The sequence below is a fragment of the Escherichia sp. GZ89 genome, from assembly GCF_019366485.1.
In the GTDB taxonomy this organism is placed as follows: domain Bacteria; phylum Pseudomonadota; class Gammaproteobacteria; order Enterobacterales; family Enterobacteriaceae; genus Escherichia; species Escherichia fergusonii.
This window is the reverse complement of the sequence record NZ_JAEOHX010000003.1, coordinates 298700-311238: the sequence shown is the minus strand read 5'-3', so window position 1 is coordinate 311238 and position 12539 is coordinate 298700. Positions and strand designations below refer to the sequence as shown.

Genomic DNA, 12539 nt, shown 5'->3' with positions numbered 1-12539 from the left:
TTCCATTTATCACTGCAGGAAGACTGCCATGAACACTTCAAACTATCAGCGTACTCGCTGGCTGACACTAATCGGCACCATCATTACCCAGTTTGCACTGGGTTCGGTTTACACCTGGAGCCTGTTTAATGGCGCGCTCTCCGCCAAACTGAATGAGCCAGTTAGTCAGGTGGCTTTCTCTTTTGGTTTACTAAGCCTGGGGCTGGCTATCTCGTCTTCTGTGGCGGGTAAATTACAGGAGCGTTTTGGCGTTAAGCGCGTCACTATGGCCTCAGGTATTCTTTTGGGGCTTGGCTTCTTCCTTACCGCGCACTCAAATAATCTGATGATGCTGTGGCTAAGTGCGGGTGTGCTGGTGGGACTGGCAGATGGCGCAGGTTATCTGCTGACGCTTTCTAACTGTGTGAAATGGTTCCCGGAGCGTAAAGGTCTCATCTCCGCATTCGCCATTGGTTCTTATGGTCTGGGCAGCCTGGGGTTCAAATTTATCGACACGCAGTTGCTGGAAACGGTCGGCCTGGAAAAAACCTTTGTGATTTGGGGGGCGATTGCGCTGGTGATGATTGTCTTTGGCGCAACGTTAATGAAAGATGCACCGAAGCAGGAAGTAAAAACCAGCAATGGTGTGGTGGAGAAGGATTACACGCTGGCGCAATCCATGCGTAAACCGCAGTACTGGATGTTAGCGGTTATGTTCCTGACTGCCTGCATGAGCGGCCTGTATGTGATTGGTGTGGCGAAAGATATCGCTCAAAGTCTGGCGCATCTTGATGCAATTTCCGCGGCCAACGCAGTAACGGTTATTTCCATCGCCAACCTTAGCGGTCGTCTGGTGCTGGGTATTCTGTCTGACAAAATCTCGCGTATTCGTGTCATCACCATTGGTCAGGTGATTTCGTTAGTGGGTATGGCGGCACTGTTATTTGCACCATTGAATGCAGTGACATTCTTTGCCGCGATTGCCTGCGTGGCGTTTAACTTTGGCGGCACCATCACAGTGTTCCCGTCACTGGTCAGTGAGTTCTTCGGCCTCAATAACCTGGCAAAAAACTACGGCGTGATTTACCTCGGCTTTGGTATTGGCAGCATTTGCGGTTCGATTATCGCCTCTCTGTTTGGCGGATTTTATGTGACTTTCTGCGTTATTTTTGCCTTGCTGATTCTCTCTCTGGCGCTTTCAACAACCATTCGTCAGCCTGAGCAGAAAGTGTTGCGTGAGATACATATTTAAAACGATTTTTCACCAATAGAATAAGGGGGGACGTAAAATTCCCCCTGTTAACTAAAACTACTCGTGTTTAAACGTCATGGGATCACTTGAATATTTACCATCAATTGCAAGTCAGGTGACCCCCACATTTTTAACGGCCTCACTAAACCATAAGTCTCAATTCATACTTGCGCTTTTGTAAATTTGTGCTTCAGACACACGCTTTCCAGACACTTTTTCTTTAACCTGTGGTCTACTAGCCTGCGCTGTGGATTTCATTACTATCGGCAACCTCCGCGTATTTCACCTGCCAGGTCACATAGATCATCACGCAGGGATTTTTCACCTGTTTTTCCAGGGTTTGTTTGCATGAGATATATCAAAACGATAACGCAGCAAAAGCTAAGCTTTTTGCTCGCTGTCTATATCGGTCTGTTTATGAATTGCGCAGTCTATTTCCGTCGGTTTGACGGTTACGCGCATAACTTCACTTTTCTTAATGGCGTCTCGGCGGTTATCGAACTGGCAGGGACGGTTCTGGCAACCTTCTTCTTTTTACGCTTAATTTCGCTCTTCGGCAGAACGGCCTGGAAAGTGCTGGCTTCATTACTGGTGCTGATTTCTGCCGGGGCCAGCTACTACATGACATTTATGAACGTCATGATTGGCTACGGGATTGTTGCTTCGGTGATGACCACCGACATTGACCTGTCGAAAGAAGTGGTTGGCTGGACGCTTATCGCATGGGTTGTACTGGTGAGTATTATCCCGTTGCTATTTATCTGGATGAACCGCTCACAAGACACCTTCTTGCGTCAGCTTTGTACCCCGAAAACTCGCTGGCGTAGTGCGCTTACCGTGCTTTTGGCGGGCTTATTGGTATGGGGGCCAATCCGTCTGATGGATGTAGTGCAAAAGCGTGCAGACCGTTTGGCCGGAGTGGATATGCCAAGCTACGGCGGCGTGCTGGCGAACTCTTATTTGCCTTCGAACTGGCTTTCTGCGTTGGGGCTGTATGCCTGGGCGCAAGTGGATGAGTCGTCAGACAATCGGTCGCTGATGAATCCGGCAAAAAAATTCACCTATACCCCGACGCAAAATCTCGACGATACCTATGTGGTTTTCATTATTGGTGAAACCACGCGTTGGGATCATATGGGGATGCTGGGCTACGAGCGTGATACCACGCCGAAGCTGGCGAAAGAGAAGAACCTGGTGATGTACCGTGGTTATTCTTGCGATACTGCGACTAAATTATCACTACGCTGTATGTTTGTGCGTGAAGGTGGAACGGAAGATAACCCACAACGTACGCTTAAAGAGCAGAACGTATTTGCGGTTCTCAAACAGTTGGGCTTTAGCTCTGATTTGTACGCCATGCAGAGTGAGATGTGGTTCTACAGCAACACCATGGCTGACAACATTGCCTATCGTGAGCAAATCGCTGCTGAGCCACGTAACCGTGGGAAAGCGGTGGACGACATGTTGCTGGTCAATGAAATCGAGCGTTCTCTGGAGAAAAAGCCAGAAGGTAAGCATCTGATTGTCTTACATACCAAAGGGTCGCACTACAACTATACGCAGCGTTATCCGCGTGAGTTTGCCCAGTGGCAGCCAGAGTGCTATGCAATTGATCGCAAATGCCCACGAGCGCCGATGATTAACTCATACGATAACTCGATCACCTACGTTGATCATTTTATCGATACAGTGATCGACAAATTCCGCGATAAGAAGGCCATTATTTTCTATGCAGCGGACCACGGTGAGTCAATTAACGAGCGTGAGCACTTGCATGGTACACCACGTGAATATGCGCCACCGGAGCAGTTCCGCGTACCGATGATGGTCTGGATGTCGGATAAATATCTGGAGAATCCGGCCAACGCGCAGGCATTTGCGCAACTGAAAAAAGAGGCGGATATCAAAGTGCCACGCCGTCATGTGGAACTGTACGACACCATTTTAGGTTGCCTTGGTTATACTTCACCGGACGGTGGTATCAACGAAAACAACAACTGGTGTCGAATCCCTCAGGCGAAGAAAGCAGAAGCTAACTAAATGCACTGCTGAGTTTCTCGCCGATCAAAAGGCATTTTGCTATTAAGGGATTGACGAGGGCGTATCTGCGCAGTAAGATGCGCCCCGCATTCGGTGATTGGCGCAGCCTGGTAGCGCACTTCGTTCGGGACGAAGGGGTCGGAGGTTCGAATCCTCTATCACCGACCAAATTCGAAAAGCCTGCTCAGTGAGCAGGCTTTTTTGCATCTGTTGACCCGTCCAGGCCTGATAAGACGCCGCAGCGTCACATCAGGTAACGCCATCGCACTTATTGTCGGATGCGGCGTGAATATTTTATCTGACCTACCTCCATTTCCCTGCCAAATTTGCGCCCCACATCTCACTATCCATTAACGGATTTGTGACAGAAACCATTGTCTTTTTTTATATTTGCTTAAATCTTTTTTTGCGTTACTTATGGCTGGCGCTGGCATTTTCCCCTGTGCGTTTTAGCGTTCATGGTATTAATCGCTCAGATATCCACCTTTTCCTCAGATTTTTTTCATTAAATGCATAAAACTTAATCACCAAATGTTGCTAAATATTAAGCTGATTGTTCTGGTTATGTTGGAGTAGCACAAATTTCTCTGCTGCAAATAGTTGTTTGAAGTTTTTTTAATCTTTGTTTGTGGATTCTCACCGTTGGTGTAAATCCCGGTTGGCTGTATTGACGTTTTCACATTCTGTTGACAGATTGTAGGTCACGAGGGGCATTTTATGGAGGATCCGCACTGTTACACTGATGTTAATTAGTACGGCATCCCCACCTCATAACGTTGACCCGACCGGGTAAAAAACAAAAAAGGTCAGGCAGCGACAACCCACTGCAAAGGGTTAAAACAAAAAACATCACAATTGGAGCAGAATAATGCGTATTTCCTTGAAAAAGTCAGGGATGCTGAAGCTTGGTCTCAGCCTGGTGGCTATGACTGTCGCAGCAAGTGTTCAGGCTAAAACTCTGGTTTATTGCTCAGAAGGATCTCCGGAAGGGTTTAACCCGCAGCTGTTTACCTCCGGCACCACCTATGACGCCTCTTCCGTACCGCTTTATAACCGCCTGGTTGAATTTAAAATCGGCACCACTGAAGTGATTCCGGGCCTCGCTGAAAAGTGGGAAGTCAGCGAAGACGGTAAAACCTATACCTTCCATCTGCGTAAAGGTGTGAAGTGGCATAACAACAAAGAATTCAAACCGACGCGCGAACTGAATGCCGATGACGTGGTGTTCTCGTTCGATCGTCAGAAAAACGCACAAAACCCGTACCATAAAGTTTCTGGCGGCAGCTACGAATACTTCGAAGGTATGGGCTTGCCGGAGCTGATTAGCGAAGTGAAAAAGGTGGACGACAACACCGTTCAGTTCGTGCTGACTCGCCCGGAAGCGCCGTTCCTTGCTGACCTGGCAATGGACTTCGCCTCTATTCTGTCAAAAGAATATGCTGACGCGATGATGAAAGCCGGTACGCCGGAAAAACTGGACCTCAATCCAATCGGAACCGGTCCGTTCCAGTTACAGCAGTATCAAAAAGATTCCCGTATTCGCTACAAAGCGTTTGATGGCTACTGGGGCACCAAACCACAGATCGATACGCTGGTCTTCTCTATTACCCCTGATGCTTCCGTGCGTTACGCTAAATTGCAGAAAAATGAATGCCAGGTGATGCCGTACCCGAACCCGGCAGACATCGCTCGCATGAAGCAGGATAAATCCATCAACCTGATGGAAATGCCGGGGCTTAACGTCGGCTATCTTTCATATAACGTGCAGAAAAAACCACTCGATGACGTGAAAGTTCGCCAGGCTCTGACCTACGCGGTGAACAAAGACGCCATCATCAAAGCAGTTTATCAGGGCGCGGGCGTAGCAGCGAAAAACCTGATCCCACCAACCATGTGGGGCTATAACGACGACGTTCAGGACTACACCTACGATCCTGAAAAAGCGAAAGCCTTGCTGAAAGAAGCGGGCCTGGAAAAAGGCTTCTCCATCGACCTGTGGGCGATGCCGGTACAGCGTCCGTATAACCCGAACGCTCGCCGCATGGCGGAGATGATCCAGGCTGACTGGGCGAAAGTGGGCGTACAGGCCAAAATCGTTACGTATGAATGGGGTGAGTACCTCAAGCGTGCGAAAGATGGCGAGCACCAGACGGTAATGATGGGCTGGACTGGCGATAACGGGGATCCGGATAACTTCTTCGCTACCCTGTTTAGCTGCGCTGCCTCTGAACAAGGCTCCAACTACTCAAAATGGTGTTACAAACCGTTTGAAGATCTGATTCAACCGGCGCGTGCTACCGACGACCACAACAAGCGTGTTGAACTGTACAAACAAGCACAGGTCGTGATGCACGATCAGGCTCCGGCACTGATCATCGCTCACTCCACCGTGTTTGAACCGGTACGCAAAGAAGTTAAAGGCTATGTGGTTGATCCATTAGGCAAACATCACTTCGAAAACGTCTCTATCGAATAATTAAAAGCCATACCCGGTGGTGCTGTGCCTTTAAGTGCAGCGCCATCCGGCAGCAATACTTAATTCCTTGTCCTATAAGGGCGGGAATTGATTTGTGAGCAATACAGACTCGCAGTTCCAGGCTGCGGGTCACTACAGAGAATCCGGGTTATGTTGCAGTTTATTCTCCGACGTTTGGGACTCGTCATCCCCACGTTTATCGGTATTACCCTTCTCACATTTGCCTTTGTCCACATGATCCCGGGCGATCCGGTGATGATCATGGCGGGTGAACGTGGGATCTCCCCAGAGCGTCACGCACAATTGCTGGCAGAACTCGGCTTGGATAAACCGATGTGGCAGCAGTATCTCCATTACATTTGGGGTGTAATGCACGGTGATTTAGGCATTTCGATGAAAAGCCGCATCCCGGTTTGGGAAGAGTTCGTGCCGCGCTTCCAGGCCACGCTGGAACTTGGCGTCTGTGCGATGATTTTTGCTACCGCGGTCGGTATTCCGGTTGGTGTGCTGGCTGCGGTTAAACGTGGTTCTATTTTCGATCATACAGCCGTTGGCTTGGCGCTGACCGGCTACTCGATGCCGATCTTCTGGTGGGGCATGATGCTGATCATGCTGGTTTCGGTGCACTGGAACCTGACGCCTGTCTCCGGTCGCGTGAGCGACATGGTATTCCTCGATGATTCCAATCCGTTAACCGGTTTTATGCTGATCGACACCGCCATCTGGGGTGAAGACGGTAACTTTATCGATGCCGTCGCCCATATGATCCTGCCCGCCATTGTGCTGGGTACTATCCCGCTGGCGGTCATTGTACGTATGACGCGCTCCTCGATGCTGGAAGTGCTGGGCGAGGATTACATCCGCACCGCGCGTGCCAAAGGGCTAACCCGGATGCGGGTGATTATCGTCCATGCGCTGCGTAACGCGATGCTGCCGGTAGTGACCGTTATCGGCCTTCAGGTGGGAACATTGCTGGCGGGGGCGATTCTGACCGAAACCATCTTCTCGTGGCCCGGTCTGGGGCGCTGGTTGATTGACGCACTGCAACGCCGCGATTATCCGGTAGTGCAGGGTGGCGTATTGCTGGTGGCGACGATGATTATCCTCGTCAACCTGCTGGTCGATCTGCTGTACGGCGTGGTGAACCCGCGTATTCGTCATAAGAAGTAAGGGGACATCATGTCACAGGTTACTGAAAATAAAGTGATTAGCGCACCGGTGCCGATGACCCCGTTACAGGAGTTCTGGCACTATTTTAAACGCAACAAAGGCGCGGTTGTCGGGCTGGTTTACGTCGTCATCGTGCTGTTTATCGCGATCTTTGCCAACTGGATTGCACCCTATAACCCGGCGGAACAGTTCCGCGATGCACTGCTCGCCCCGCCAGCCTGGCAGGAAGGCGGCAGCATGGCGCACTTGCTGGGCACCGATGATGTGGGGCGTGATGTGCTGTCGCGGCTGATGTACGGCGCGCGCTTGTCGCTGCTGGTTGGTTGTCTGGTGGTGGTGTTGTCGCTGATTATGGGCGTTATTCTCGGCCTGATCGCCGGTTACTTTGGCGGTCTGGTTGATAACATCATCATGCGCGTGGTCGATATCATGCTGGCGCTGCCAAGTCTGCTGCTGGCGCTTGTGTTGGTGGCTATCTTCGGCCCGTCGATTGGTAACGCCGCGCTGGCGCTGACCTTTGTTGCGCTGCCGCACTATGTGCGCTTAACCCGCGCCGCCGTGCTGGTGGAGGTGAATCGCGATTACGTCACCGCGTCTCGCGTGGCGGGGGCCGGGGCGATGCGCCAGATGTTTATTAACATCTTCCCGAACTGCCTTGCGCCGCTGATTGTTCAGGCGTCGCTCGGTTTCTCTAACGCCATTCTCGATATGGCTGCTCTTGGTTTCCTCGGCATGGGGGCACAGCCGCCAACGCCTGAGTGGGGCACCATGCTCTCCGACGTGTTGCAGTTCGCGCAAAGCGCCTGGTGGGTCGTAACCTTCCCCGGTCTGGCGATCCTGCTGACGGTGCTGGCATTTAACCTGATGGGTGACGGTCTGCGTGACGCGCTCGATCCCAAACTGAAGCAGTAAGAGGTTCGAGATGGCGTTATTAAATGTAGATAAATTATCTGTGCATTTCGGTGACGAAAGCGCACCGTTCCGCGCCGTAGACCGTATCAGCTACAGCGTAAAACAGGGCGAAGTGGTCGGGATTGTGGGTGAGTCCGGCTCTGGTAAATCGGTCAGTTCGCTGGCGATTATGGGGCTGATTGATTATCCGGGCCGCGTAATGGCGGAAAAGCTGGAGTTTAACGGTCAGGATTTACAGCGTATCTCAGAAAAAGAGCGCCGCAACCTGGTGGGTGCCGAAGTGGCGATGATCTTCCAGGACCCGATGACCAGCCTTAACCCGTGCTACACAGTGGGTTTCCAGATCATGGAAGCGATTAAGGTGCATCAGGGCGGTAATAAGAGCACTCGCCGTCAGCGAGCGATTGACCTGCTGAATCAGGTCGGTATTCCCGATCCGGCATCGCGTCTGGATGTTTACCCGCATCAGCTTTCTGGCGGTATGAGTCAGCGTGTGATGATTGCGATGGCCATTGCCTGTCGGCCAAAACTGCTGATTGCCGATGAGCCGACCACCGCGCTGGACGTGACCATTCAGGCGCAAATCATCGAACTGCTGCTGGAGTTGCAGCAGAAAGAGAACATGGCGCTGGTGTTGATTACCCATGACCTGGCGCTGGTGGCGGAAGCGGCGCATAAAATCATCGTCATGTATGCAGGCCAGGTGGTGGAAACGGGCGATGCCCACGCCATCTTCCATGCACCGCGTCATCCGTATACTCAGGCATTGCTGCGTGCGCTGCCGGAATTTGCCCAGGACAAAGAACGTCTGGCGTCATTGCCTGGCGTCGTTCCTGGCAAATACGACCGTCCGAATGGCTGCCTGCTTAACCCGCGTTGCCCCTATGCCACTGACAGATGCCGTGCTGAAGAACCGGCGCTGAATATGCTCGCTGACGGGCGTCAGTCCAAATGCCATTACCCACTTGATGATGCCGGGAGGCCCACACTATGAGTACGCAAGAGGCCACCCTGCAACAACCGCTGTTGCAGGCTATCGACCTGAAAAAACATTATCCGGTGAAGAAAGGCATGTTCGCGCCGGAACGTCTTGTAAAGGCGCTGGATGGCGTTTCGTTTAATCTTGAACGTGGCAAAACGCTGGCAGTAGTGGGTGAATCTGGCTGCGGTAAGTCGACCCTCGGTCGGTTGCTGACGATGATCGAAACGCCGACCGGTGGCGAACTGTATTACCAGGGGCAGGATCTGCTCAAGCACGATCCGCAGGCGCAGAAGTTGCGTCGGCAGAAAATCCAGATCGTCTTCCAGAATCCCTATGGCTCGCTGAATCCGCGTAAAAAAGTCGGGCAAATTCTCGAAGAGCCGCTGCTGATCAACACCGGTTTAAGCAAAGAACAGCGTCGGGAAAAAGCGTTGTCGATGATGGCGAAAGTCGGCCTGAAAACCGAGCATTACGATCGCTATCCGCACATGTTCTCCGGCGGTCAGCGTCAGCGTATCGCCATCGCCCGTGGTCTGATGCTCGACCCGGATGTGGTGATTGCCGATGAACCGGTTTCCGCGCTGGACGTCTCGGTACGTGCGCAGGTGCTCAACCTGATGATGGATTTGCAGCAGGAACTGGGGCTGTCTTATGTCTTTATCTCGCACGACCTGTCGGTGGTTGAGCATATTGCTGATGAAGTGATGGTGATGTATCTGGGCCGCTGCGTGGAGAAGGGGACGAAGGACCAAATCTTCAATAACCCGCGTCATCCGTACACCCAGGCGCTACTCTCCGCGACGCCACGTCTGAACCCGGACGACCGCCGGGAGCGCATTAAGCTCACCAGTGAACTGCCAAGCCCGCTCAATCCACCGCCGGGTTGCGCCTTCAACGCCCGCTGTCGTCGGCGCTTCGGCCCCTGCACTCAGTTACAGCCGCAGCTAAAAGACTACGGTGGTCAACTGGTAGCTTGTTTTGCTGTTGATCAGGATGAAAATCCGCAGCGGTAATGTTCAAAACCGGAGCCTTGTGCTCCGGTTCCACTTTTTCGTTTGCGCTCACAGAGTGTGAAGCAGAAGACAAAAGAAATTCTCGTTGCGACTAAAATAGGGGTATCTCTTTTTCCATTGCAGAAATCACCACCTCGTTATTGCTCACGACAGGAGGCAAGCGTGGTTACGATCCGCTGGGATATAAAAACAATTGATCGCCTCTCAATGGTTGAGGATGTTCTCAAGGAGTTTTCCTGTTGCGATCTTAATATAGTTTCCATGAAAGTCACCCCAGGACGAATTCTCATAAAATCCTGGTGCCGCCAGGTGCAGGATATTCCTGTCCTCCAGACACGACTGGAACAGAATGCTGATATCGTTAATGTGGCTTATCTTTCTGAGACGGAAAATAGTCTTTCTTCTCCAGATTCAACGCGCCCACGGTATTTTTCTGACATTATTTGTAATAGCCCTGCGATGAAAATCGTTATTGATAAGGCTATAAAAATTGCCGATAGCAAATATACGGTATTAATCCGGGGTGAAACTGGAACAGGTAAAGATCTCCTGGCGCGAGCAATTCATAATACAGGTTCCCGACGTTTTTATCCTTTTATCCCTGTTAACTGCTCAGCATTACCAGAATCGCTGATGGAAAGTGAGTTTTTCGGCTATGAAAAAGGGGCATTTAGTGGGGCCGATAGCCAGGGTAAAAAAGGCCTTTTTGAGATGGCAGACAAAGGAACACTTTTCCTTGATGAGTTGGGGGAATTACCGCTTAATTTACAAGGTAAACTTTTACGGGTACTACAGGAAGGTGGGATTCGACGGGTCGGGGGTACGCAAATAATTCCAATTAATACGCGTATTATTGTCGCTACTAACGCTAACCTGGAAGAGATGATTGCTCATCGCACCTTACGTGCCGACCTCTGGTATCGAATCAATGTGCTTTCTTTGACTATACCGCCATTGCGTGAACGTCCTCAGGATCTCAATTTATTAATCCGTTATTTTGTACAGAAATATGCTAAGGAATTTAAACGGAATATCATTCTTGATAAAACTGCCTACGAAACTTTGCGTCAGCACACATGGCCTGGTAATGTCAGAGAACTGGAGAATACCATTATCCGCCTGATGCTAATGTGTGAAAACGATATTATTAGCAGTGATGATTTAGGACTGGATAAGGGGCTGTCTTCAGTATCAATAAACTCGCCAATTTCATTTAAAGATCAGGTGCTTCATACGGAGAGACAGTTAATAGAAAAAATGCTGGCTGACAATGTATCCTCGCGAGAAATAGCAAAAACATTAGGTGTTTCACACACGACAGTACTCAATAAAATTCATCGCTACCAACAGGGCATCAGCGCCGCCAGTGATTGACGGCGCGATTTAATATCACTCAATAAAAGTCAGGAAAGGTGTTAAACAGAGCAGGATACCGTAAAGTAAAATAAGCCAAATTTTCAGGCCTCGCAGTTTCTTGAGTTGCGGTACGTTGTATATCAAGAATACCGGAATAAGGCAGGCGACGATACCATAAAGTGGGCTCCCTAACTGGAAAAAAAATAACACCGAAACGCGGAATGATACCCAAATCACTAAGGTAATCACGATAAAAATACAGATGCTTACTGTCAGTAGCAGAGAATTAATTTTCTTTATATCCATGATGCGGCTTAATAAATTAAGAATAATGCCTTTTATCGCCTCATGAAATCCAAGATATATGCCAAAGAAAGCAGTTAACACAGCAAAAATATTCAACACTGTAGACGTAATATGAATAATATTACCAGGGATTACTTGCGCCGCCAGAGCCAGCGCGGAGATGTTTTGCTCAAATGCTGAAACAGCCTCTTCATGGCTGATAGAAAAAGTAAATGAAAAGGAAAAGAACAAAATTATCGTAATCAGGGTAATATAACTAATGCGGTGCGCCCGAATCACCATACGTGTTGCCAGCACCCGATCTGATTCTCTTTTACGATAGGCTATATTCATCGGATTAAGAACCTGAATAAACACAGCAGAGAAAAAACAGAATGGAATTGTTAACAGAACATCGCGGAAGAATACACCAACGGCAGGAAATGCACTGATATTACTCAGATTCCAGTAAGGGATCATGGCACAACCAAATATGATGATTATCCCAACCTTTACTACCACCATTGGACCGGATATTTTGAAAAGTAATTTTTCACCACAGGATGCAATTGCTACCAGAATAGAAAAAATCACCACTTTATACACAGTGGAGTGCGACAGATCAGCATCCACCAGACCAAATGTTTTTATATAAGAGGCACTGTCAAATATCACTGATAAAGAATAAATAAATATTCCATGGATAATCATTAAAAAATAGATTACACCAAGAAAAATTCCCCAGTTCTTCCCTAAGTAATGACTGATGATATCGGTGTAGTTATTGCATGTTTCGCTTTCTGACAAGGTTTTTAAGTATAATTCTTGTACGATATAGGTAGCGGGATAAGCAATAATCGCGGCAGTAATGAATACCCAAACACCTTTCAATCCAATTTGTACCGGCATTAATACCGTACCCGCACCGATTGCCATACCAATGCATAATAGTAACCAGCCAAAATCATATTTGGTGAAGGGTAATTTCTTCAACGATGATCGGGTTGTAGTTGTATTACTGCTTAATGGTACTGCCTTATCCTGCATATAGCCCCCTGTCTAAAATACATGCTC

General features: G+C 49.4%; 9 protein-coding genes and 1 tRNA gene. 9 read left to right on the top strand and 1 reads right to left on the bottom strand.

The genetic code is table 11. The features are described 5' to 3' along the window. The first annotated feature begins 28 nt into the window (after positions 1–28). The 9 genes from K0335_RS07820 to K0335_RS07780 all read left to right on the top strand — a co-directional run bounded on the left by K0335_RS07820 (position 29) and on the right by K0335_RS07780 (position 11198). Positions 29–1231, top strand: coding sequence for an MFS transporter (locus tag K0335_RS07820; protein WP_001098078.1), 1203 nt, complete (start codon positions 29–31; stop codon positions 1229–1231). A 348-nt stretch (positions 1232–1579) separates the two neighbouring features. Next, positions 1580–3271, top strand: a complete 1692-nt coding sequence (eptB, locus tag K0335_RS07815; RefSeq protein WP_104920431.1) for a kdo(2)-lipid A phosphoethanolamine 7''-transferase — start codon at positions 1580–1582, stop codon at positions 3269–3271. Between the two features lie 91 nt (positions 3272–3362). Beyond that, a tRNA-Pro gene (locus K0335_RS07810) sits at positions 3363–3439 on the top strand. Between the two features lie 700 nt (positions 3440–4139). Then, entirely contained in the window at positions 4140–5747 is a 1608-nt protein-coding gene (gene dppA / locus K0335_RS07805) for a dipeptide ABC transporter substrate-binding protein DppA (protein ID WP_032304013.1), read from the top strand. Between the two features lie 150 nt (positions 5748–5897). Then, the gene (dppB, locus tag K0335_RS07800; protein ID WP_000938855.1) at positions 5898–6917 is read left to right on the top strand and encodes a dipeptide ABC transporter permease DppB; all 1020 of its coding nucleotides are present in this window, start codon (positions 5898–5900) and stop codon (positions 6915–6917) included. A 9-nt stretch (positions 6918–6926) separates the two neighbouring features. Then, positions 6927–7829, top strand: a complete 903-nt coding sequence (gene dppC, locus K0335_RS07795; protein WP_000084677.1) for a dipeptide ABC transporter permease DppC — start codon at positions 6927–6929, stop codon at positions 7827–7829. Positions 7830–7839: 10 nt separating this feature from the next. Beyond that, positions 7840–8823 carry a dipeptide ABC transporter ATP-binding protein gene (gene dppD / locus K0335_RS07790; RefSeq protein WP_001196486.1) on the top strand — a complete coding sequence of 328 codons (984 nt, stop codon included), beginning with the start codon at positions 7840–7842 and terminating at the stop codon, positions 8821–8823. After that, a complete protein-coding gene (dppF, locus tag K0335_RS07785; protein WP_219393786.1) occupies positions 8820–9824 on the top strand; it encodes a dipeptide ABC transporter ATP-binding subunit DppF in 1005 nt (334 codons plus the stop codon). The genes dppD and dppF overlap by 4 nt, the downstream gene beginning before the upstream one ends. A 162-nt stretch (positions 9825–9986) precedes the next feature. Next, positions 9987–11198: a sigma-54-dependent Fis family transcriptional regulator gene (locus K0335_RS07780; RefSeq protein WP_181198553.1), complete on the top strand. Its 1212-nt coding sequence runs from the start codon at positions 9987–9989 to the stop codon at positions 11196–11198. A gap of 15 nt (positions 11199–11213) precedes the next feature. Here the strand turns inward: K0335_RS07780 and K0335_RS07775 are convergent, their stop codons facing one another. Next, a complete protein-coding gene (locus K0335_RS07775) occupies positions 11214–12512 on the bottom strand; it encodes an amino acid permease (protein ID WP_160193754.1) in 1299 nt (432 codons plus the stop codon). Positions 12513–12539: the final 27 nt, after the last annotated feature.

Excerpts from the sequence above, each read along its gene's own strand:
- K0335_RS07820 (WP_001098078.1), top strand. The coding sequence starts at position 29 with ATGAACACTTCAAACTATCAGCGTACTCGCTGGCTGACACTAATCGGC.
- eptB (WP_104920431.1), top strand. The coding sequence starts at position 1,580 with ATGAGATATATCAAAACGATAACGCAGCAAAAGCTAAGCTTTTTGCTC.
- dppA (WP_032304013.1), top strand. The coding sequence starts at position 4,140 with ATGCGTATTTCCTTGAAAAAGTCAGGGATGCTGAAGCTTGGTCTCAGC.
- dppB (WP_000938855.1), top strand. The coding sequence starts at position 5,898 with ATGTTGCAGTTTATTCTCCGACGTTTGGGACTCGTCATCCCCACGTTT.
- dppC (WP_000084677.1), top strand. The coding sequence starts at position 6,927 with ATGTCACAGGTTACTGAAAATAAAGTGATTAGCGCACCGGTGCCGATG.
- dppD (WP_001196486.1), top strand. The coding sequence starts at position 7,840 with ATGGCGTTATTAAATGTAGATAAATTATCTGTGCATTTCGGTGACGAA.
- dppF (WP_219393786.1), top strand. The coding sequence starts at position 8,820 with ATGAGTACGCAAGAGGCCACCCTGCAACAACCGCTGTTGCAGGCTATC.
- K0335_RS07775 (WP_160193754.1), bottom strand. The coding sequence starts at position 12,512 with ATGCAGGATAAGGCAGTACCATTAAGCAGTAATACAACTACAACCCGA.